The organism is Spirosoma flavus (assembly GCF_054778555.1).
The window spans coordinates 368,572-392,210 of record NZ_BAAGZL010000002.1 but is presented as its reverse complement, the minus strand read 5'-3'; the positions used below and the strand labels follow the sequence as shown (position 1 = coordinate 392,210).

17 protein-coding genes are annotated in these 23,639 nt (G+C 48.1%); 9 read left to right on the top strand and 8 right to left on the bottom strand.

The window, feature by feature from the left end; all coding sequences use genetic code 11:
* Positions 1–245 precede the first annotated feature (245 nt).
* The 5 genes from ACYVF1_RS10665 to ACYVF1_RS10645 all read left to right on the top strand — a co-directional run bounded on the left by ACYVF1_RS10665 (position 246) and on the right by ACYVF1_RS10645 (position 4,651).
* Positions 246–851 carry a T9SS C-terminal target domain-containing protein gene (locus ACYVF1_RS10665; protein WP_461078444.1) on the top strand — a complete coding sequence of 202 codons (606 nt, stop codon included), beginning with the start codon at positions 246–248 and terminating at the stop codon, positions 849–851.
* 234 nt (positions 852–1,085) lie between these two features.
* Complete coding sequence (locus tag ACYVF1_RS10660; RefSeq protein ID WP_461078442.1) at positions 1,086–1,496, top strand: hypothetical protein; 411 nt, start codon at positions 1,086–1,088, stop codon at positions 1,494–1,496.
* Between the two features lie 55 nt (positions 1,497–1,551).
* Positions 1,552–2,043 carry a hypothetical protein gene (locus ACYVF1_RS10655; protein ID WP_461078440.1) on the top strand — a complete coding sequence of 164 codons (492 nt, stop codon included), beginning with the start codon at positions 1,552–1,554 and terminating at the stop codon, positions 2,041–2,043.
* Between the two features lie 145 nt (positions 2,044–2,188).
* Positions 2,189–3,103, top strand: a complete 915-nt coding sequence (locus ACYVF1_RS10650) for a winged helix-turn-helix domain-containing protein (RefSeq protein WP_461078438.1) — start codon at positions 2,189–2,191, stop codon at positions 3,101–3,103.
* Positions 3,104–3,328: 225 nt separating this feature from the next.
* Positions 3,329–4,651 (top strand): sugar porter family MFS transporter, encoded by a 1,323-nt coding sequence (locus tag ACYVF1_RS10645; RefSeq protein WP_461080724.1) that lies wholly within the window; start codon positions 3,329–3,331, stop codon positions 4,649–4,651.
* Between the two features lie 142 nt (positions 4,652–4,793).
* Here the strand turns inward: ACYVF1_RS10645 and ACYVF1_RS10640 are convergent, their stop codons facing one another.
* The gene (locus ACYVF1_RS10640) at positions 4,794–5,105 is read right to left on the bottom strand and encodes a hypothetical protein (protein WP_461078436.1); all 312 of its coding nucleotides are present in this window, start codon (positions 5,103–5,105) and stop codon (positions 4,794–4,796) included.
* A 688-nt stretch (positions 5,106–5,793) separates the two neighbouring features.
* On the opposite strand from ACYVF1_RS10640, the gene ACYVF1_RS10635 reads away from it, so the two are divergent.
* A complete protein-coding gene (locus tag ACYVF1_RS10635) occupies positions 5,794–6,684 on the top strand; it encodes a carbohydrate kinase family protein (protein WP_461078434.1) in 891 nt (296 codons plus the stop codon).
* 101 nt (positions 6,685–6,785) lie between these two features.
* Here ACYVF1_RS10635 and ACYVF1_RS10630 read toward each other — a convergent pair whose 3' ends face one another.
* From ACYVF1_RS10630 to ACYVF1_RS10620, 3 genes are all read right to left on the bottom strand, one after another.
* On the bottom strand, positions 6,786–10,019 hold the full coding sequence (locus ACYVF1_RS10630; RefSeq protein WP_461078432.1) for an efflux RND transporter permease subunit: 3,234 nt from the start codon (positions 10,017–10,019) through the stop codon (positions 6,786–6,788).
* Between the two features lie 96 nt (positions 10,020–10,115).
* Entirely contained in the window at positions 10,116–11,246 is a 1,131-nt protein-coding gene (locus ACYVF1_RS10625; RefSeq protein ID WP_461078430.1) for an efflux RND transporter periplasmic adaptor subunit, read from the bottom strand.
* Between the two features lie 75 nt (positions 11,247–11,321).
* Entirely contained in the window at positions 11,322–12,662 is a 1,341-nt protein-coding gene (locus ACYVF1_RS10620; RefSeq protein ID WP_461078428.1) for a TolC family protein, read from the bottom strand.
* A 302-nt stretch (positions 12,663–12,964) separates the two neighbouring features.
* On the opposite strand from ACYVF1_RS10620, the gene ACYVF1_RS10615 reads away from it, so the two are divergent.
* Positions 12,965–14,698: a glutamine--tRNA ligase/YqeY domain fusion protein gene (locus tag ACYVF1_RS10615; RefSeq protein ID WP_461080722.1), complete on the top strand. Its 1,734-nt coding sequence runs from the start codon at positions 12,965–12,967 to the stop codon at positions 14,696–14,698.
* A 283-nt stretch (positions 14,699–14,981) separates the two neighbouring features.
* On the opposite strand, the gene ACYVF1_RS10610 is transcribed toward ACYVF1_RS10615, so the two are convergent.
* The 4 genes from ACYVF1_RS10610 to ACYVF1_RS10595 all read right to left on the bottom strand — a co-directional run bounded on the left by ACYVF1_RS10610 (position 14,982) and on the right by ACYVF1_RS10595 (position 19,497).
* Positions 14,982–15,479: a YybH family protein gene (locus ACYVF1_RS10610; protein WP_461078426.1), complete on the bottom strand. Its 498-nt coding sequence runs from the start codon at positions 15,477–15,479 to the stop codon at positions 14,982–14,984.
* Between the two features lie 6 nt (positions 15,480–15,485).
* On the bottom strand, positions 15,486–17,225 hold the full coding sequence (locus ACYVF1_RS10605) for a M14 family metallopeptidase (protein ID WP_461078424.1): 1,740 nt from the start codon (positions 17,223–17,225) through the stop codon (positions 15,486–15,488).
* A gap of 66 nt (positions 17,226–17,291) precedes the next feature.
* Entirely contained in the window at positions 17,292–18,857 is a 1,566-nt protein-coding gene (locus ACYVF1_RS10600) for an amidase family protein (RefSeq protein WP_461078422.1), read from the bottom strand.
* A 202-nt stretch (positions 18,858–19,059) separates the two neighbouring features.
* Positions 19,060–19,497, bottom strand: a complete 438-nt coding sequence (locus ACYVF1_RS10595; RefSeq protein WP_461078420.1) for an SRPBCC family protein — start codon at positions 19,495–19,497, stop codon at positions 19,060–19,062.
* A 310-nt stretch (positions 19,498–19,807) separates the two neighbouring features.
* Here ACYVF1_RS10595 and ACYVF1_RS10590 point away from each other — a divergent pair, with 310 nt between their 5' ends.
* Together ACYVF1_RS10590 and ACYVF1_RS10585 are read left to right on the top strand one after the other, a co-directional pair.
* Positions 19,808–22,237 (top strand): TonB-dependent receptor domain-containing protein, encoded by a 2,430-nt coding sequence (locus ACYVF1_RS10590; RefSeq protein WP_461078418.1) that lies wholly within the window; start codon positions 19,808–19,810, stop codon positions 22,235–22,237.
* Between the two features lie 77 nt (positions 22,238–22,314).
* Positions 22,315–23,496 carry a PepSY-associated TM helix domain-containing protein gene (locus ACYVF1_RS10585; protein ID WP_461078416.1) on the top strand — a complete coding sequence of 394 codons (1,182 nt, stop codon included), beginning with the start codon at positions 22,315–22,317 and terminating at the stop codon, positions 23,494–23,496.
* Positions 23,497–23,639: the final 143 nt, after the last annotated feature.

The window sequence follows — 23,639 nt, the reverse complement described above, 5'->3', positions numbered from 1 at the left end:
TAAGAATGAAAATTAGGGTTGCAAACGTATATAGTCCTATAAATTACAAATATTAGAAAAATACAATTCATGAGTAATTTAAAGGGACTTTTTGCACTTTTTTTAGAATCGCCCTATTTAACGAATAGAGAATTGAACTTTTAAAAGAATATTCGTTGAAAACGACTTTCATTCGGCTTTTACTATTGCATTATACCTAGTTAACCGACCACCTTTGTCACGGTTAATTTAAATATTTCAAGCCAATGAAACAGTTCCGTTTATCAATCGCCGTACTATTGTCAGTATGGGGTCTGGCAGGCATGGGAGGTGCCAAAGCCGACAATGGATCAGGAATGGGTGGTGTGAAAGTGCAGAAGTCCGAAGCAAAGAAAGTACGTGTATATACAAAGCCGGGAGCAGCTGTCGACGTAGCGATCATCGATGCGGATGGCACTATTCTCTACCGGGGAACCATCAGCAAAAGCAATCAGAAACCAACTCAGTTCAATCTGAACAATCTGCCTGACGGTCAATACTTCCTGACGGCTGGTAACGATGCCTGGTGGATGTCGCAGGGAATTACGATCAAAGCGAACACGATCAACGTGGACGAACGTAATCTGAAGCAACTCGTACAACCAACGCTGACCGCATACGATAAAAATAAAGTTGAAGTGGTGCTGCCATCGAAAAACGTTGACGAGACGAACGTAGCGATTTATGATGCTCAGAACATACTGGTGAAAACCGATTCGTTCAAAGGCGAATCCCGCCGGTTCGACCTGTCGGCTCTGCCCGATGGTGCTTACACCTTTGTGGTTGGTCCTGAGCAGAAGCAGTTTATGTCGCGTATCGACATTCGTCACTAATCGCACCACGGGCCTACGGTAACGTAGCAGCCCAATTCATTACACTCACACACTAACTACGTTAACCGGTCTTTTCGGACAAGTCGGTTAACCATTCAATCCCAGCCCGCTACGTGTCAACGTAGCGGGTTTTTTTATGGTTTTACAATTCCTTAACAACCTTTTACAGAACTTTACCGGTGCTTTAGAAGCATGGCTATAGTTTTGCCTTGGTGTCAGCTAAAAACAAGCATCATGAAAAACGTACGTCAATTCCTCCTTATTCCTGCGTGTGCTCTCGTGTCGAACCTGTGCCTGGGCCAGCAAAATTTTACCAATTGTTCAGCTGCGTTTTTGGGTAGCAAAATGGTCGTGAATGAGTACACGCCTACCGGGAAATGCAGCGTTTCGACAACGGCAACCGGCGAACTGACGGTGAATACCGTGAATTTGTCGAAAACAGAAAGCAAACCTGTCGACCGGATTCCGTTCAGCATTGCCATTCGCGATAAAAGCACAAAAACGCTGGTGATGTTCGCCCAAGAGAAATTCAATCAGATTCCGATTGAGCGCGTACTGTCCAGATGTCGGAAGGGTGATTCTATTGTGCTGATTACAGCGAATGAGCAATACGCCCTGCCCCACAACGAAATTCTGGTACGTTAACACAAGCGTAGTTATAGGTTTGATTTACAATCCATCCGTTTAAATACTTACTCCAATGAAGAAAATCCTGAGTTTACTGGCTGTGACTACCTGTATGGTATGGTTATCAGTACGGGCTAATTCTACAAAAGGCGTAGCCAAAGAAAGTCCCAAAACTGATCCGGCTGGAAAGCCTACGTTCTACGCTAATCCGTTGTTGCTGAATGGGAAATCACTCAATTACGAAACTTTTTCCCTCTACAGTGAAGGCACATTGGCGGTTGTATCGGGAAACCCCGAATCAGAAGAAGCTGTTAAAATTCCGTTTCATATTTACCTGATTCGCGACGGTATATTTATCCGTGAAGGAGCGTCTGATAATCGTCAGGTTGTATATTCTGTAGACGTAACCAAAGTTCTGGCTGGCGCCCGGCCTGGCGACGACCTGATTATTGAACCTGCTAGAAGCGTAGATACGCAGGCACGTCGAATTATCAGACTAAAACCAATCATCTGGCCTTTCCCACAGAACTGGCTTCCAAAACCACTGAAGGGGCAAGGATGCTAGAGATGAGAGATAAGTGGTCCGCCATAGCGGTTTGCCGACGCCAGAAGTTACTGATGGTGCAGCGATCCGCTATGGCGGATCGTTTATCTCTCATCGTTATTCATTAGCTTTACAGGGTAAGAATACGTTGTTAATGAGATAGGTTATGGGAAAAGTGGTGGGGCTTTTGGGAATAATCAGCATTGCCCTGTTAGGCGGTTTTGTTACGTATGTCGGTATTCCCGCAAATACTGCGACCGAACAGGTGGATTTTTCCCGGCGTGTTAACCTAGCCTTGCGTCGGACGGCTGATCATCTGCTACGTCGGGCGGGTGATGCTACGTCCCGGATTGAGCCAGTTAAGCAACCGAATGCCAGTACGTTTATTGTTAAGCTAGACCATTCGTTTGATTATAAATTACTTCCTGGCTTACTTAAAGAATCGCTTAAACAGTATAACATCCGGGCTGATTACGACGTAGCGGTACTGGATTGCCAACGGAATGAACTGCTGTTGGGATACACTAAGCTCGATGTAGCAAAACCCAATGAAATTCCGTGTGCTGGCCGTTCGCAAAAAATAGGTTGCTACAATCTGCAGGTCTCTTTTCATCATGCTGAGCCGAAAAACGATACGTCTACCTTGGGTTGGATGTTGGGCGTCGGCGCAATGCTAACGGGGCTTGGTTACGTTGTCTGGCGAAAATCAGGACGTAGTAACTCATCACAAGAAACAACTGATACGTTGCCGGTCTCCCCAGAACTGATACGTATCGGTCAATCTACGTTCGATCCGGCTACTTTAACGCTCCAATCTGGTTCAACTAGCCACACGCTAACGTATCGAGAAGCCAAGCTGCTCCGGTTTTTTGTCAGCCAACCCAATCAGGTGATCGAACGGGATGCCATTCTCAAGGCCGTCTGGCAAGACGAAGGAATTATCGTCGGACGTAGCGTTGATGTATTTGTGTCACGCTTGCGGAAACTTTTTCAGGACGATCCAACTGTTCGGTTGATTGCCATACATGGGGTTGGGTACCGGCTGGAAATTCGGCCAAAGGATGTTACGTTGCCTTCATAAAGCCGTAGCCTGGACGAGCAGGCATTATGCTGAAACAAATCTGCAAATTGACGTAACATTTCTAGAAGTAGATTTTGAAATTCTTTAAATAAAACCCTGTTTACCAGGGTTTTATCGTTTTTGATCATTTTCGAAATAATTTGAACAATTCTCAAAACCCCGAATCAGGTAAGTTAAGTAAGTTTGCAAGGTAAGTCTGAAATGACTTGTCGCAATTAACCTATGATGAATCAGAAACAGCGCCTTTTCTTTTGGTCTGTTACGGCTGCTCTGGGCGGTTTTCTGTTTGGCTTCGACACGGCCGTTATTTCGGGCGTCGAGCAGTCAATCCAGACGCTTTGGCAACTGGATGTCTGGCAACACGGCCTGACGGTTTCAATCGCCCTGATTGGAACCGTCATTGGTTCGTTGCTGGGCGGAATCCCGACTGAACAGTTGGGCCGAAAGAAAACGCTGTTCTGGATAGCCATTCTTTATCTGATAGCGTCACTCGGTACGGCGATGGCGCCCAACTGGGGTAGCTTTCTGGTCTTCCGGTTTTTAGGTGGGCTGGGTGTTGGAGCATCTTCCGTAGCCGCCCCAATGTATATAACCGAAATTTCACCCCCCAAATCGCGTGGTCGTCTGGTTGCCATGTTTCAGTTCAATGTTGTATTGGGTATTCTGATTGCCTATCTGTCGAATTACCTCCTGCGCGATGTTGGCGGTGAATCGTGGCGGTGGATGCTGGGCGTTCAGGCCGTTCCTTCGCTGGTGTTTCTGATCGCTGTGCTGAATATTCCCGAGAGTCCGCGCTGGCTGCTGCTCAAACGCGGGCAGGTGGCCGAAGCGCTGGAAGTGCTGAACATGATTGATCCGGAAACAGCTTCGCAGACACTCATTGCCATCCAACAGAGCAATCATCAGACAGGAGGCTCTACGCGGCTATTTTCGGCCGAATACAAAACCCCGATTACACTGGCTGTATTATTTGCCGTTTTTAATCAGGTTTCGGGTATTAACGCCATCATTTATTACGCACCCCGTATTTTTGAAATGACCGGTCTGGGCAAGAGTTCGGCTCTGCTCTCTTCGACCGGAATAGGGTTAATAAACCTTATTTTTACGCTGATTTCGCTTAATCTGATTGATAAGTATGGCCGCCGAACGCTGATGAAAATCGGTTCGGTTGGCCTGATTATTACGTTGGGACTGGTTGCCAGAGCTTTTTACGTCGAAGAATTTGGTCTGACGGTGCCCATTCTGCTGTTTGCCTACATTGCTTTTTTCGGCTTCTCGCAGGGCGCCGTTATCTGGGTATTTATCTCCGAAATTTTCCCAAACGAAGTTCGTGCCAGTGGTCAGTCGCTGGGGAGCTTCACCCATTGGCTCATGGCCGCCATCATTACGTTTACCTTTCCGTACCTGGCCGAGCGGTTCGGGGGAGGCAATACGTTCCTGTTCTTTACGATAATGATGGTTTTACAATTGCTGTTCGTGCTACGTTTGATGCCCGAAACTAAAGGTACCAGCCTCGAACAAATCGAAAAGACGTTTGTGGCTCACTGATTTCAGTGAGGAGGTATTTCTGTTGAACAAAGGTTGGGCATTCCGTTTAAGGTAGTAAGCCCTAGCTTCCAACGCTATCCGGTTCGTGAAAATGTGAAATTTTAGTTGGCACGTATCAGCCCAAAACCTAAATAATCAGGGATTATGCATCAAGAAGCTGCCCAATCGAATTAGATTGTGCGGTTTCCGTCTGGTCACGACTCCGTAGATCCTGCGCAATCTGGATGATATGGGTCGCAATTTTGCCCTGCCTTTCAATAGTAGCCTCATCGTATTGACGCTGGCGTACAGGTTCCCAATAAAATAATTCTGTTTTGGCGTCGTAGATACCAATCGGCTTATGCTCTTCCTGGGCATTCAACTGCTCCAGGAGGGTGTCAGCTTCCGAATGGGTTTCACAATCAATATGATGGTACTGCTTTTTGTGCAGGTATATTACTGAAAAACGATGCATGTTGATTAAGTTTCCTGGTGAAGGCTAAACGAAGTGCAACAACCGGTTGACTGATTTGCCGTTGGCTCCGGTTGCGAATCGTTTTGCCTGATTGAATAAGTGGGAATTCGTTCGGCAAGGTGTTAATAATCGAACGGTTACCTGTTTGAGTCGGTTACGGCCTGATAAACCCGTTAAGCCGACTATTAATCGCCTGTTACGCGCGACAGTATGTAGTATTGGATAAATACAAATATAGTGGTTATGGTTGTAAAGACAATACGTAGAATTTTAAAAGGCGAAAAACGAATCAATGTCCCATAATTGTCTTATAATGAGAACTTGTAATTTTTAATATGATCTGTGGTTTTGCTTTTGAGATAACTACTTATTAAGGGTAGATGGTTTTGAATTATAGGAAAAATACAAAACATACTTTATAGTTTATTAAATATAAAACCATCAAGGGCACAAAAGTGTCATAAAAGTTTCTAGAAAATAACGATTTGGTTTGCCAGAAGAGCTGATTACTAATAAACCAAACGAACTTAGTTCCTTTTTTGTCGCCTTAAAACAGCGTGGTCTTACGAAACTCTACTTCAGTTCTTACTAAAGATGCATGCAGTTGTTATGCAGTCAAGCCTGAATACATTGCTTACTTTTGCCGACGGCATTCTGGCTAGGCATTTAACCTTCATTCCTTAACTTTATGTTACCGACAATCACCTGCTTTGGCGAAATTCTCTGGGACGTACTGCCCACTAATAAACAACCGGGTGGGGCACCCATGAACGTAGCAGCCGACCTACGTAATTTTGGTCTGAATGCACAACTTATCAGTAGAGTAGGTAACGATGAACTAGGGCAGGAACTGCTCGATTTTTTGAGCCGAAAAGGCATCCCGCTCGAACTGGTGCAGGTAGGGCAGTCGCACCTGACGGGCGTAGCAAAGGCCAATATATCCGATAGCAACGAAGTTACATATAAGCTGGTGCATCCGGTAGCTTGGGATTACATCCAACTGGAACCGGGCTTACTCGAAGCGGTACGTAGCAGTGACCTGTTTGTTTATGGAAGTCTGGTGGCACGTAGTCCGCAAAGCCGGGAAACGCTCACTACGTTGCTAGGGGTAGCCAGACGTAAAGTGTTCGATGTAAATCTCCGGGCGCCCCATTACGAAAAAACATTGGTTCTTGAGCTAATTCAACAAGCGCATATTGCCAAACTGAATGAACATGAACTAAGTGAAATCAGCGGCTGGCTTAATGGGCCGACTGATGTAGAACCCGCGATGGAATTTCTGCGCGAACACTTTGAACTGGATCAATTGTGCGTTACGCTGGGGGAGAAGGGAGCGGTATTATTAGATAAAAACGGCTTTGTTCGTCAGGCTGGTTTTCCGGTTAAAGTCGCTGATACTATTGGCAGTGGCGACGCATTTCTGGCTGCTTTTCTTTACAAAACGTTACAAGGTGAAACTCCTCAGGAAATCTTGTCATTCGCTTGTACTACAGGAGCTTACGTAGCAACAAAGCAGGGTGCGACACCAGAATTTTCTGAGGATACAATTTTGCAGTTCCGCCAGCAGTTGGGGGCGTAGTACTAAATATGCAGTAAGGCCAGTAAAAGCAAAAACACAGATGGTTATGATCAGTGCTACGCTTTTCATAACCATCTGTGTTCGATTTGACGCGAATCTAGTTACACGTCATGATTACCATTGCCGTTAGCTGGAACAGGCTGATGTTTAACTACGTCGGTCTTACCCGCTTTTCCATTTTCTGACTTTTTGGCATTTGCACGCAAAGCCTCCAGCCCTTTCTTACCGTAAGCCAATCGGGTGATACCTACGTAAAGCACAGGTACTACAAAAATGGCAATCGACGTAGCCGCCAGCATACCACCTAATACGGTACGTCCGATGGTAGCGCGGGCAACACCACCGGCTCCACTAGCGAGCGCCAACGGGAATACACCCAGAATAAACGCTAGTGACGTCATTAAAATCGGACGAAGGCGCAACCGTACCGCTTCTAGTGTCGAATCAATCAAATCTTCTCCTTTATCGACACGCTCTTTGGCAAATTCCACAATCAGAATAGCGTTTTTAGCCGCCAGACCAATCAGCGTAATCAAACCGATTTGCGCATACACGTTATTGCTTAAATATGGGAAAATAATCAGTGCTGTAATAGCGCCTAATGCACCGATCGGTACGGACAGCAACACCGAAAACGGCACCGACCAGCTTTCGTAAAGAGCCGCCAGGAAGAGGAAAACGAAGCCAATCGACAGAGCGAAAATGTAAACGGAACTGTTGCCTGCGTTAATTTCCTCGCGACTTAATCCGCCAAAATCATATGCATAGCCCGCCGGTAGCACTTTGGCCGCGACCTCACGTAACGCATCGTTTGCCTGACTGCTGCTGTATCCCGGCTTGGCCCCCCCGTTCAATTCGACTGACCGGAACAGGTTGAAGTGCGAAATTAGTGGCGCGTTTTCGATAATACTTGTCTTAATAACGGCACTGATGGGCACCAGTTGCCCGCCCTGATTGCGAACGTAGTACTGGCCTAACCGATTTATATCGCTTCGATACATGGTGTCGGCCTGCGCGACGACCCGGAATTTCCGTCCATAAATAATAAAATCGTTCACGTACTGACTACCCAGGAATGTCTGCATCGTTCGGTAAACGTTGCTGACCGAAATGCCTAGTTTCTTACACTTATCGCGGTCAACGTCAACACGATACGCAGGCGTTTTGGCCGTGAAGTACGAAAACGCGCGACCAATTTCGGGCCGTTTATTGGCTTCAGCGAGGAAGTTCTGTACTACGTTGTCGAAAGCCCGAACATCATCGTTGGTTTCTCGTTGCTGAATCTCGAACGTAAATCCAGACGATTGACCAAGCCCTGGAATAGCCGGCGGCTGAATGACCTGTGGCCGGGCATCGTTCAAGACCGCCAACGCGCGTTGCAGTTTAACGACCAATGAATCAGCCTGCATACCCGGTTCTTTACGTTCTTCCCACGGTTTTAGCTGAATAAACACCGTACCACTGTTCGACTTGGACGCAAAGGTAACGGCGTTCAGCCCCCCCAGCGCCGAAAAGTGTGCTACGTAGGGTTGCTGTTTCAGAATGTTCATAATTCTGTTGAGCACCGTCAGGCTTCGAGAGGTCGAAGCCGCTTCAGGAATTTCGTAGGTTACGATCAAACGGCCTTCATCTTCAGTCGGAATGAAGCCAGTGGGTTTCGCTTTAAACAGCAATCCTGTTCCTACGTAAATAACAGCTAACGCAACCAGAACCAGTGGTGTCGATTTAATTAATCGCTTCACGCCATTCGTATACGAATTCGTTACGCGCTCGAACCATTGGTTGAATTTGTAGAACAGCTTGTTTAGCCCCGTCGCTTTTTCGTTGATTTCCATCGGACGTAGCAGCAGTGTACACAATGCCGGTGTTAGAGACAAAGCCACGAACGCTGAAATCAGTACGGATACTGCAATGGTGATGGCAAATTGCTGATACAACCGGCCAACTATACCCGGAATGAAACCAACCGGCACGAACACAGCCGCCAGAATCAGCGCAATAGCAATAACCGGGGCTGAAATTTCGCGCATGGCTTCCCGAGTGGCGTCCTTTGGCGACATACCCTTATCAATATTCACCTGCACAGCTTCAACTACCACAATGGCATCATCGACAACAATACCGATGGCTAGTACGAACGCAAAAAGTGTCAACGTATTAATTGTAAATCCTAGTGGCACGAATAGCGCGAACGTACCGACAATGGACACGGGAATCGCCAGCAATGTAATGAGTGTGGCCCGCCAGCTTTGCAAGAAAAGGAATACAACCAAAACCACCAGAACCAACGCTTCCAAAAGCGTCTCAACTACTTCAGAAATAGATACTTGAATAACCGAAACCGATTCAAAAGGCACTACGTAGTTGATATCTTTCGGAAAGGTCTTTTTCAGATTATCCATAGCCGCGTATACCCCTTTGGCGGTTTCGAGCGCGTTACTTCCCGGCAACTGATACACGAGCAGATAAGCCGCCCGGTTACCATCGACAAACGAGTTGCTGGCGTAGGAAAACTTACCTAATTGTACCCGCGCTACGTCTTCCAGATACACCAGCGAGCCACGGGACGGATCACTACGTACCACAATTTTACGAAATTCGTCTTCCTTACTAAGTCGGCTATTGGTAAATACGGTGTACTCAAATGCCTGAGTAGCTGGTTGTGGCGATGCGCCCACCGACCCACCAGCTACCTGTAAGTTCTGTTCCTGCAAAGCCGCCACTACGTCGTCGGCGGTTAGACCAAGCTGCGCCAGACGGTCTGGTTTAAGCCAGATCCGCATACTGAAATCGTCGGCGCGGCTGAAAATATCACCCACACCCGGAACACGTAACAGCGCGTCGCGGATGTAGATGTTGGCGTAGTTATCGAGGAATGATACGTTGTGCGTCTTGTTTGGCGAGTAAATGGCCACTAGCATAAACAGTGACGGGTTCCGCTTACGGACCACAACGCCCAATCGGGTAACTTCTTCCGGTAACTGAGGCTGAGCAATACCCACACGGTTCTGTACATCAAGCGCGGCAATATTTACGTCGGTGCCTACCTTAAACGTTACGTTCATGGTCATCCGGCCATCATTGGTAGCGTTGGTTTGCACGTAGTCCATGCCGGGCGTACCGTTCACCTGCGTTTCTATGGGTGTAGCGACTGTCTGCTCAACTGTCTGAGCATCAGCGCCTGTATAAGTACCTGTGACCTGCACCACCGGGGGCGTAATGTCGGGGTATTGGCTAACCGGCAAGCTCAGCAAGGCTAATATGCCTAGCGCCAGAATGACGATAGACGCAACAATAGCCGTAACCGGTCGATTGATAAAAATTTCTGCGAACATGATTCAATGAGTGATTTTAATGAGCGAACGAGTGAATGAGTGAACGAGCGAAAGCCTGCCGGATGATTTTTCCCCGGATGGTATTCACTCGTTCACTCATTCACTCTTTCGCTCATTTACTTTTACCACCGCTCCCTCTCTAATCTTCTGTGTACCCTCTGTGACGACCACTTCGCCTTCGTTCAGGCCGTTTTTCACGATTACTTTGTCGTTGATACGTGCCCCGAGCGTTACCTTTTTCTGACTCACTTTACTGCTGTCGCCTACGACAAATACGAAAAATTCGCTCATCTGTTCGGTTACGGCCTGATACGGAATCAACAATTGCGGCTGACCGGTGCTATTTTTTACCCGAACGTTTCCATTTAAACCGGGCTTTAAAAGGCGTTTCGGATTGGGGAAAGCGATGCGGACACGTAGCGTACCTGTCTGTGGGTCAAGGGCCCGGTCGATGATACGTACCGAACCTGGATATGAATATGGTTGGCCGCTGGGTAGCATCAGGATAAAGGTTGAATCGCGGGTTACGTTTAGTTTGCCCTGCAAGGCTCCAAACCGGGTAATCTGCGATTCATCGACCTGCAAATCAGCCGAAATAGGGTCATCTGCCGAGATTGTATTGAGTGGCGTAGAACCCGGTGCCACGGCGGCTCCCAACCGTACCTGCGAAATGCCGATGGTGCCATCAAGCGGGGCGTAAATAGTTGTGTATTTGAGGTTTGTAGCGACCTGCTGAATGCTGGCCTGAGCGGCTGCCACCTGCATTTTGGCGGCTTCCAACGTAGCGTTGGCGTTATCGACCAATTGTTTGGCAACGGCGTCCTGTTGAGCCAACGTATTATACCGGTCGGCGTCCTTCTGAGCCCGGTTCAGGTTGGCTTTCTGTACGTTCAGGTTCGCTACGGCCTGGTCATAACCAGCCCGATATTGCTGTGGGTCAATCGTGTAAAGTTTCTGACCTTTGCTAACGTGCTGGCCATCCTGAAAGAATATACCCGTAATGTTTCCGGATACCTGCGGCTGAATTTCTACTTCGCGCAGCGCTGTTACCGTGGCTGGAAACTCGTCATAATATGTTGCACTGCCTTTCTCCGCTTTCACCGCCGTAACGGGCGTTGGTGGGGGAGGTGCCTGTTGCTGCTTATCATCCTTTTTACCGCCACAGGCCGTAAGCAGAGCAGCGAGAACAACGGCAATTATGGATGGATTTATAAATTGATTCTTCATGTTACGTTGGCGATTGCTCGGTGAATAGTAGTGATTTTACTAATTGACTGTGAATGGTTTATAGGCCGATAATCGCTAAAACTGTATGGCTCCCAACGCTTGCTGCACGTCGAGCTTACTGATTAAAACCTGATATAAAGCATTGAATACGTTCAAACGGGCGGTACGTAGGTCGGCTTCGGCGATGGTAACATCCAGGTACGTTTTAATTCCTGAACGATATTGTAGGTTAATAACCCGGTAAACCTCCTCGGCTAATTGCTGGTTTTCGCGTAACGCAAGGTACGTTGCCAGATTCCCTTTGTAATTCGACAGAGCCTGCGCATATTCAGCATCGACAGCACTAGTCAGCGCTGCTAAATCCCACTGCAAACGTTTGACTTGTAGTTCAGCGATTTTTGTCTGCTGGATACGTCTACCTCCCTGAAAAATAGGCAGCGCTACCGTTAGGCCAATGAGCGAATTGGGGAACGACTGACCATACAACTGTCCCAGGGCGTTATTCTGATAGAGGAAATTGTAGTTGGCGTTGGCGCTTACCGTCGGCAGATACGACCAGCGATTGTAGCGCACATTCGCATCCAGCAACTGCCCCTGCGTACGTAATAATTGGTATTCAATGCGGTTCTGCGGATTTACTAACTGCAACGTATCAATGTTGGCTTCGTTCGCCAGTTGCAACGTATCGTAAGCTACACTGAGTTGCGAATTAGGCGGGTAGCCCATCAATTGCTTCAAAATCTGATACTTAGCACTCGCCTGATCGCGATATTGTTTCCGTAGGGCTACTGAATTATTCAACGCAATACGTGCCCGTTGCGGATCCGTCTTATCGACAATACCGCCCTGATATTGGTTGGTGGCATCCTGTAAACTACGTTGCAGACGCGTAATATCTTCAGTCAGAATATCGGCCTGACGCTGCGTCAGAATAAGGTCGTAAAAAGCCTTGCTGACATTGACCACCACGTCGATTTTATTTCGGTTCGTGACCTGCGTAGCCTGCACGCGATAGGTATCGGCGGTCTGACTGGCCAGTAGCAAATCGCGACTGAAAATACTTTGCGTAAGCGAAAACGATACCGTCGACGTATTCTGGGCGCCGAGCGCAACGGGTCGTCGTTCGCCGGTTGTTGCATCCGGAATGAGCGTAACGGGAAGCTTGAGGTAGTGCAGGAGGTTATAGCTGCCTGCAATTTGCGGATACCAGGCGGCTAACGCGCTCTGAACGGTACGTTCGGCAATTTCCTGGTCGATAACTGATTGGCGGACAAGGGGCTGGTGTTCCAGCGCGTACTGAATGCAATCGGTAAGAAAGGCTTGTTTAGCTAATGAATCTGATGTCTTTTGAGCCGACACAAGTGGCGAAAAAAAACAGCCCAGCGCCAGCAGAAAGCCGATAAAAACTTTTTTCATACAGAGTGAACCCTGAAATCTTTTGGTAGATAGTCAATCGGGTGTACTACCCAACAACCCGTTCATAACATCATTTTGTTCGTTGATTAATAAGAAATTAACAACCCATTTTGTTTACTTAAGTAGTTCTTCTCGCTGCTAATTGGGTAAAATGACGGAGTGCAATGCCGCCTTTTTTGTCGATTAAGTAGGCCCGTTTTAATGTTAAAATCAACCCCTATCGTGACTAGCATATGTACTTCTGTTTGCCAAACCCGGCCAAAGGACGTAATTTCGGGCTTCGACTGAATTGATGGATGAATATGGCCGACGTATTGAATGACTCCGAAGGAGTTGACCGGAGCGATGCTGGTATTGGCAACCCCGGAAGCTCCCTGAATTTTATAGAACAAATTGTTGAAGAAGATATTGCTGCCGGCAAAAACGGAGGCCGTGTACATACGCGCTTCCCGCCCGAGCCCAATGGCTATCTCCACATCGGGCACGCCAAATCGATTTGTCTGAATTTTGGGCTGGCCGACAAATACGGCGGGCAAACCAACCTCCGTTTCGACGACACAAACCCCGTTACCGAAGACACTGAATATGTCGATTCTATTAAAAACGACGTGCGCTGGCTGGGCTTTGAGTGGGAAAACGAATTTTACGCATCGGACTATTTTGACCAGCTATATGTATTTGCCGAAACGCTGATTCAGAAAGGATTAGCCTATGTCGATGATTCGACTTCGGAGGAAATTGCTGCGCAGAAAGGTACGCCGACCGAGCCAGGACGCATGAGCAAATACCGCGACCGGAGCGTCGACGAAAGCCTGGATTTGTTCCGCCGGATGAAAGCCGGGGAGTTTCCCGACGGTGCGAAAGTGCTACGTGCCAAGGTAGATATGGCGTCGCCGAATATGCAATTACGTGACCCGATTATTTACCGGATCAAGCATGCGCACCACCACCGGACGGGCGATGCATGGTGCATTTACCCAATGTATGATTTCGCCCACGGCCAGTCGGATTCCATTGAGCATATTACGCATTCACTCTGTACGCTTGAGTTTGAAGTCCACCGTCCGCTTTACGATTGGTTTATCGACAAACTGAATATTTTTCCATCGCGACAAATTGAGTTTTCCCGGCTCAATCTGACGTACACCGTCATGAGTAAGCGGAAACTGAAGCAGCTGGTAGAAGAAGGTCACGTCAGTGGTTGGGACGATCCGCGTATGCCAACCATTGCTGGTATTCGTCGGCGCGGGTATACGTCGGCCAGCATCCGTGAATTTGCCGACCGGATCGGTATCGCCAAGCGCGACAACATGATTGACGTTGGCTTGCTGGAATTCTGCATTCGCGAAGAACTGAACAAAACAACCCACCGCGTGATGGCGGTTGTCGATGAAAAACCATTGAAGCTGGTCATCACGAACTACGAGGTTGGTCGGGAAGAAATCATGTCGATCGAAAACAATCCCGAAGATTCCGGCGCGGGCGAGCGGAACGTACCTTTTAGTCGAGAGGTGTACATCGAGCGCGATGATTTCATGGAAAACCCGCCGAAGAAATTCTTTCGGCTGTTTCCGGGCGGTATGGTACGTCTGAAAGGAGCGTATATCATCAAATGCGACGAAGTAGTGAAAGATAACGCGGGTGAAATCATCGAACTACGTTGCTCGTACATTCCCGAGAGCCGCAGCGGTTCCGATACGTCGGGTATTAACGTGAAAGGCACGATACACTGGGTGTCGGTACCGCACGCCGTCGAAGCCGAAGTACGGCTTTACGACCGCCTGTTCTCCGTCGAGAACCCGGCTGCCGACGAACGTGAATTTCGTGAGTTGCTGAATCCCAATTCGTTAGACGTAGTACGTGCTTTTGTAGAACCGGCTCTGATCGATCTGGTACGTTCGGGCGCCCAATCCAACGTACAGTTCATGCGGAAAGGCTATTTCGTTCTCGATTCCGATTCTACACCTGACAAACCCGTTTTCAATCGCACCGTTACGTTGAAAGACGCTTGGGCAAAAGAGCAGAAGAAGGGGTAGAAAAGTATCATACTCTGAGAATTAAACGTCTGAATTTATCCGGATGCCCACCTTGACTGGGGTACGGATAGATTCAGACGTAATTATTTTCAGTTAAATGACGGTCGTATAGTAGCGATTCCGCTTTTCTCGACCAAGCATTTGGATGTAGATTCCGTAAACCAACCTAACAACTTCATCATCAGTGCTTACAGTGTATTCTGGAACGACATTGATGAGATTAGTGAAGTCGAAAACGTACTGCTTGGTAAGAATTTGTATTTGTAAATGCTAAACCAAACGTTCACTTCCCACAAGCCTCGCTACCCGTACAATTCAGACTTATAAATAATTCCGATTGGATTTTCCAGCCTGCGTCGGTTTTGCGCCACATGGACAGGTACGTTCCGGTGATGATTTGAATGCCATCGGGGCGTCGGAAACGGCCGGTCCAGTGCCCATGTTCGGCGGCAAGCGGGGCCGACGTACTAATGTCAATTCGCTCTGTAGTACGTATATAGCCCATAAAATTTGGATCTTTAAATTGCGGAGCGACCGACGCCAGTACCGAGTCGCGGCTCGATACGTGTGAACCACTTCCGCGCGTAACCTGAATATCCGGAAGCATCGTCTCGCCGAACGTTTGAAGTTTACGTGCTTCAATCGCCTGATTCGACTGGAGACGTAGTGCCCGAATCGAAGCTACGTCTGTTGACTCTGTAACTTTTGGACTTTTGTCAACCTGCGCCAGTGCCAAACAGGGCATCGCAATCAACAACCAGATACGTAGTAGATTTTCCATAACACCTCAATTCAGTCGGTAAACAGGGTAGCGATTGTGCGTTTTTTCGTAATAAGGCGTTTGGCGATAAATGAAATCCAGCTGGGCGTTGGCGTTTTCGGCAAAGGCTTTGTCGGATGCCCGTTTTTCTTCGAGCTGTTTACGTAACACCGAATCTTTTCGGACTAATTCGGCGGCTGTGTCCTCGAAAATATAATTGGAAAAATACTCTTTCTGATCCAGAATACTATCGAAGAAATTCCAGGCGAAAAAAGAATCAACGCCTTGTGGTTCAAGCGTTTCAATGATATATCGATTCGTGGGCTGATTGGTTGAAATAAGATAATCACCCTTGTAAAATTGAAGTTTCTGCGTTTCAGTACGTATCGTAACGTTCGAATGGACGTAATGGCCTTCATAGGGGCGCTGGCCCGTTCTGAACGTATCAATGTAATAAGCGGATACGGTCAATATGGTATCTTTCGACAGCGGTTGCAACGTAACGCCATTGCGTTTGAGCTGGCTAATTACTTCGCGCCAACCTTGCGGAATCAGGTAGAAACGCGGTTTGTCCACTTGGACATTGGCCGTAAACGTATTGAAATAAGGAATGCGCTTCGTAAAGGGCTTACTTCGGTCGTAGTAAAGCCGTTTCAGACCCGATACTTCGCTAGGTTTGTAACCCGCTTCATACCCCAGAAACGTAACGGAATCAACTTTAGTCCGATTGAGAGAAAAGCTGAGTGGAAAGGTTTTTTGTTGACGAACGGCCTCATCAGCCCGTTTTTTAGTTGCCAGAATCGTACTGGCTTCCCGTTCGCACAGACGTAGTACGGCCTCATCGAAAACATAGGATGCCTTGACCCGCGCCGGATACGGTTTCCACATATGCGTTTCGAGCGTAAAACCAAAGCAGTTGAATAACGTAGCGTACCCCGTCGAATACCGGGGCGTATCGTTATAGCCAACCAGGCCGCTTTCGGGCGTATCGCCAACGTGATCTACGTAAGGAGCGGGCGGGAAGCCTTTGGTAGTCAGTATTTTATCCAACTGTGGCTGGAATGTTTCGGTCATGTAGCCTGATACATTCGGATTTAATTTATCTTTCTGAGTCGCGAAATACGTTAATAGGTGCTGGTAGTCAGCGCCATCGCTGGTGTGGTTATCCACGAAAACCTGCGGCTTAAGCGACTGAAACATGGTTTGAAACGCCCGCGTATTTTCAGATTCAGCTTTGATAAAATCGCGGTTGAGGTTGAGGTTTCGGGCATTTCCGCGAAAACCGTAGGAGTCTGGGCCATTCTGGTTCACGCGCGAAACACCCCGGTTCAGGCTGCCGCCTACATTATAAACCGGTACAATAGCCAGCAATACGTTCTTGGGTAACTTATTGGCTTTCAATAAGTCGCGGGCTAGCATCATACAGGCGTCGATGCCTTCGGGTTCGCCGGGATGGATGCCGTTATTAATGAGCAACGTAACGCGATCTGGCCGGGCTGTGAACTGTTTGTCTGCTGCCAGGAGAAATAAATGCAGCGGTTTTCCGATGTCAGTTTGCCCAATCTCGACCAGTTTGGCTTGCTCATACTGACGGTCTAATTGCTGATACCAACTGATAATCTGGTAATACGTTGCCGTTTGGTTGGTGTCCCGTTCAAATGGCGACAACGCATTGACGCTACGTTGCGCAGACAAATTGTTGAACATAGCCAGAACGGTTGTCAGACTCAGAAAAAATAGAAAAGAGAAAGTGAAGGGACGTAACATACAGGCAAGTTAACAGGCATGACTGATTAAACGTAACGGTGTCGACCGTCCGCATTGCATTAAACATTACCGCTTCTTTTTTGGCAAAACGGGGGTACTGGCTGGCGGTTGGCGGTGGTGCGTGGCCTGCTCGTAGGCGTAACAGAGCTTGATGAGCATTGGCTCACTAAACGGTCTTCCGAAAAACTGTAATCCGGCGGGTAAATCGTTGTATGTGAACCCCATCGGTACGGTAAAGGCCGGAAAACCTGTCGGTGGTGACAGGGCATTGTTGTTCGTGCCCGATGGTGTATTTAAATCGCCGATGAGCCGGGGCGGGTAGCTGAATGATGGGTAAACCAGTACGTCAACCCCCGTCGAATCCATGGAACGTAGCAACAACTGGCGGAGCCGGGCGCGCAGACCCATGTTTTTTGCCCAGCCTTTATGCGCTTCAGGAAGTAACGTATCGGCGTCGGCATCCAGCAGCGTTTTTTCGAGATAAGGGTGATACTGCTTCGATTTGATGATGGATTTCAGCGTTTTGTGGGGTGCGTTTGGCCCCAGACTCGCCAGGTAAAGATTGAAATCACGCCGGAGCTGCGGAATGGTGTCGAATGATTTATTGATCGTATCCAGTTCAGGTACACGTACCGAGTCAATAACGATTGCGCCAGCCGCCCGCAGTTCGTCCAGCGCCTTGTTGAATAGGGCATATACCTGCGGGTCTGAATTTTTGGTCGTACATAACTGACGAAATACACCAATACGTGCCCCTTTCAAGCCGTTTTTGTCCAGACATTGGCGATACGTTGGTGGAATTCTGCCTTCGCTACGTCGGGTTATTGAATCAGCTTTGTCGTAGCCCGCAATTACATCTAATACGCGAACGGCATCTTCTACCGTCCGACAAATGGGGCCGCCTGTATCATTCGTCATCGCCAGCGGAGCAATTCCATCGCGACTGACCAGCCCCAATGTGGGCCGGAAACCGACCAGACTTTGGTGCGACGAAGGCCCACGAATAGAACTTCCTGTATCGGTTCCTAATCCAATCGTGCCAAAATCAGCCGCTACGGCAGCTGCCGTGCCACCACTGGAGCCCGCCGTAGTACGTCGGGTATCGTACGGATTGCGGGAATAGCCCGGCAGAATCGAACTCACCGAATAATGCCCCGACGTAGCAAACTCGGCCAGATTGGATTTGGCAATAATAATGGCACCGGCTTCCCGGATCCTACGTACCACAAAGGCATCGTCGGGCGGTATGGATTTTTTCATGGCCAGCGTACCATTGGTTGTAGGCATGTCGAACGTATCATAATTGTCCTTGACAATCACCGGAATACCGTGTAATGGTCCAATCATCTTTCCCGTCACCCTATATAGCGAATCGAGCCGACGGGCTTCGCTTAGGGCTTTTGGATTAATCATGATGAGGGCATTCAGAAACGGGCCTTGTTTGTCGTAGGCCTCAATACGGTCGAGGTAGAGCTGCACCAACTGAACCGCCGACAATTTGCCGGCCTGCATAGCGGTGTGAAGTTGAGCAACGGTGGCTTCGCGCAGGTCTTTGGGCTTGAACGACTGGGCATTTACCAACGAAAAGTGCAATAGAAGTATGCACAGCAGCAAAAGGAAAGCTTTTTTCATGGTTTAGAGATACGGAGGTGGGTAATGATAGGATGGAGAATGGCCTAAATCAGTATAAAGCTAATTTGAACATAAACCAACTGCCGTCTCTAAAATAGTCTATCTCGCTGAATTATAGCCTTCTGCCTTTTGAATGTCTAATTTTCTCTTTGTTTCGTACGCTTTAGCCAATCTGGGCTAAACTGGAATTTATTCCGGGACGTTATGATTCCGTTTCACTATCCACGAGTTTTTTCAGGCCTTCCAGAATAGTATCCCAGCCTTTTTCGGAGCGTTTATAACGATCTTCAGCGCCTGTCCCCTGACCAACATCGTCGGAGATGGATAACGTCGTTACGCCGTTTCGGTACGTTAGCTTATCGGTGACAATTGAAAAATTCGAGTCATCATCGTCATCGTTTTCGAGGCTGTATTTCAATAGTTTATTTGGCTCGATTTCCAGGATTTGCCCCTTCATCTCAATTTTTTTGATCAGGAACATTCGACCCGTAAACAGGATTGTGCTGCCAACTTCCCAATCGGAAAAAACTTCGCAATTGAAGAAATACTGTTTGGTTTTTTCAGGATTGGTCAGTGCATTCCAAACGACTGACGGCTCAGCTTTAAGGCTGATTTTTTTCTTAACGACGTAGTCTTTCATGTTCGTAATAAGCAATTTGCTGGATACAATAGGACGTTTCACTGCCCCTATTTGCTACGTATATAAAAGTGGGTTTACTCTGCATTTGTTTTTGTGTGTAAACGTAACGGGTTGTTTATGAATACTTTTTGTGATTCGCCAGCAACGCCATGCAATGTACATTTGGAATATCCAGCCCGTTCAGATGGACCTGATCGCGCCAGTATCTACAATTGAAAAATTCTAAGTACTATTTAGATTAATTAAAAATAATTTTTCTTTACCATGATTTAGCCTTTGTTTTGCAAGTGGAAATAATGTCAATCCACTTATGAGTTTATATACAAAAATTTGCATAGTGCTTTTGGGTCTGCTGCCTTTGGCGGTGCAGGCACAACAAACAGCCACACTACGGGGCACTGTAACTACTTCGGATGAAACACCAGCGGAGGCTGTCACAATAAGTCTGAAAGGAAAAGGGCAGGGGGCCATCACTAATTCTAAAGGCGAATACATCGTTAATCGCGTTAAGGCCGGTTCGTACATTGTACAGGTGTCGGCCATTGGCCTGAAAACCGCTGAAAAAGAGGTAACTGTAGGCTCAGGGGAAACTGTAACACTGGCGTTCACGCTGACCGAAAACGCGGCTCAATTAAAGGAGGTTACGGTTAGTGGGAGTCGTATCAACCGATTTTCCCGAACGTCGAGCGAGTATGTGTCCAAGATGCCGCTCAAGAATCTTGAAAACCCACAGGTGTACAATAGTATTGGGAAGGAGTTGCTCACGGAACAGTTAGTTTTTTCGGTCGATGATGCCATGCGCAACGCGCCGGGCGTTCAGCGGATGTGGGAAGCCACCGGACGGGCTGGCGATGGAGGAGGTTATTATAGCACCCGCGGGTTTATTGTGCAGAGTCAGCTTCGCAACGGGTTGGCCGGTAACGTAACAAGTGATATTGACGCTGTCAATCTCGAAAAACTGGAAACGATTAAAGGGCCTTCCGCTACGTTGTTTGGCAGCTCATTAACATCGTATGGTGGCTTAATTAACCGGGTGACCAAAAAACCGTACGACACGTTCGGGGGCGAAGTGGCCGTGTCGGCGGGTAATTACGATTTTCAGCGAGTGAGTGCTGATGTGAATGCTCCGCTGACGAAAAATAGAAACCTGTTGCTTCGGGTCAATACTGCTTTCACGCACCAGGGTACTTTTCAGACGGTGGGCTTCAACCGTAACGTAGCCATTGCGCCCAGTCTGTTGTTCAAACCTTCCGAAAAACTATCGATTCTGCTCGATGCCGAAATCTATCGGTCGACAAACGTAGGCAAACAGCTTATTTTCTTCTACGTTCCTGGCAACACCCTCGGTGCTACTCGGGCCGACCAACTGAATGTTGACTACCGTAACTCATACATGGGCAGCGGCCTGACGCAGCAGTCTAACAGCACCAACCTATTCGGGCAGGTAAACTACCGTATCTCGCCGTCGTGGACGTCGTCTACCAATATCAGTACGAGCCACAGTTTTTCCAATGGCATCGGGCCCTATTTCTACCTCCTTCCGGGCGGTACTACGTTGGGTGTGAATAACATAGTACGTGCCGATCAGTCGACGCGCAACAGCACCAACAACGTTGTTGAGGTGCAGGAGCTGATAAACGGTGATTTCCAATTGGGAAATATGCGCAACCGACTGGTGCTTGGGCTCGATTACCTGCGGGTTAACTCCAATCAATTGTTTTTTGGTAGTGTGTATGATACCGTACCCGTCGAAGCTAATTACGATTACAGCAAGTTCAGTGGAGCGGCTCTGAGCGCCCTGTATGCCAGCAAAGCCCCTGATTTTACGTACCCCGTCACGGGCATTCGCGAAACGTACAGTGCTTTTCTGTCGGATGTCCTGAATCTGACCGATAAACTGAGTGTGCTGGCTGCGTTGCGGGTCGACCACTTCAACAACAAGGGCGGTACGGAAGGCGCGGCTGTTGCGGGCTACGAGCAAACCGCCTTCTCGCCGAAATTTGGAGTTGTCTATCAGCCAGTTAAAGACCAGGTGTCGTTGTTTGCTAATTACCAGAACAGCTTCGCGAATCGTGGATTGTACAACGCATACGACGTAACGGCGCCCGACAGCATTGCCCGGCGGTTTGCGAAACTGGAACAGGCTAATCAGTTCGAAGCCGGGGTGAAATTAAATACCTTTGGCGGCCGACTGACCACAACGATCAGTTACTACGATATTCAGGTGAAAAACCTGCTACGTACCGATCCTAACCCACTGGCAGCCGCCCGATTTGCTCAAACTCAGGATGGTACGCAGGTGAGCCGGGGTATCGAAATCGACGTAGTTGCCAACCCATTCGCCGGTTTCAACGTAGTGGGCGGCTTTTCGTACAACGATTCTAAGCTGACCAATGCGGATGCGGATGTCAATGGACGTCGGCCTACTACGGCCTCATCGCCGGTGCTGGCCAATCTGTGGTTAAGCTACCGTTTGCCCGATTACGTAGTAAAAGGCTTAGGTTTTGGTATCGGCGGAAATTACGCCAGCGACAACAAAATCCAGAACAGCATTAGTCAGGGCGAATTTATCCTGCCTGCCTACACTGTTCTGAATGCATCGGCATTTTACGAACATCGCAAATTCCGGCTTGGGGTAAAGACCGATAATTTCACCAATCAACGGTATTGGATCGGGTACACAACTATGAATCCGCAGAAACTACGTAGCGTTATCGGCAGCGTGGCCTATAAATTTTAGAATCAGATCGGTGGTCTGGGGGGAAGCTTCTTCCCGGACCACCGATTTATTAGTTAATTACTCCTAAGCGCTTCGGTATGAACGTAAAGAAAGCAATCGGTAAAATTCACCTCTGGCTAGGCATGGCTTCGGGGCTGGTCGTATTTATTGTAGCGGTAACGGGTTGCCTGTACGCGTTCAAAACGGAGATCGAAGACCTGACGCAATCGTACCGCTACGTTCCTGCGGAGGCCAAGTCCGTGCTTCCGCCTTCGCGTATGCGGGAGATTGGCCATCAGCTTTTGCCCGGCAAGAATTTGCATAGCGTTACGTATCGAACGGGTGGACGAGCGGCCATTCTGACGTATTATCATTACGAACCAACGTATTATTATCTCGCTTATGTAAATCCATATTCGGGGAAAGTGCTACATGTGCAGGACATGAGCTATGACTTTTTCTATCAGGTACTTCAGGGGCATTATTACCTCTGGCTACCCCCGACAATCGGTCAGCCTATTGTTGCGTCGTCGACCCTGATTTTCGTGGTATTGCTAATTTCGGGAGTAGTGCTCTGGTGGCCCAGAAACAGAGCTGCCCGCAAGCAACGATTTGCCGTTAAATGGCAGGCTTCCCGGAAACGCCGTAACTACGACCTGCACAACGTATTGGGCTTCTACGCCACCAGCGTACTGTTTCTGCTAGCGTTTACGGGCCTGATCTGGGGATTTCAGTGGTTTTCGAAGTCGGTTTATTGGATAACATCGGGCGGAAGAACGCAGGTCGATTTTTATGAGCCAGCTTCTATTGTTCCCAAACAGCCAGTGACGCCAAAAGCGCCTGTGGTAGACCAACTTTGGTTCCAGACAGCTACGCACGCTCCGCAGGCGGAAACCGTTGAAGTGCATTATCCGGAAACAGCTACGTCAACGATTGCCGTTGCCCTGAATTCCGATGCCAGTACGTTCTGGAAATTGGATTACCGGTATTACGATCAGTACACATTGAAGGAAGTGCCCGTGAAACACCTTTACGGCCGGTTTGACAAAACGCTTCTGATAGCCGACAAAATTGCCCGGTTAAATTACGACGTACACGTTGGCGCAATCCTGGGATTACCCGGTAAAATCATTGCTTTTATGGCCAGTCTGATTGCTGCCAGCTTACCCGTAACAGGTTTTTACATCTGGTGGGGACGGAAGAAGAAAGCAAAAAAGCCCCGCCAAACTACCAAATCAACTCAGCCGAAAGCGTTTCCAAAAGCCATCAGCGCGAATTAGTTGATACAACTTCATAACTATTTATTCTACTGAAACGGGCGACTGGTTCCGAGCGAGGGTAGAGCAATACATTGCCGTAACTAGTATTTAGGTTATGAGTCTCTATACCTTCCTGCTTTTGATGCTCTAATTAATACCGATAC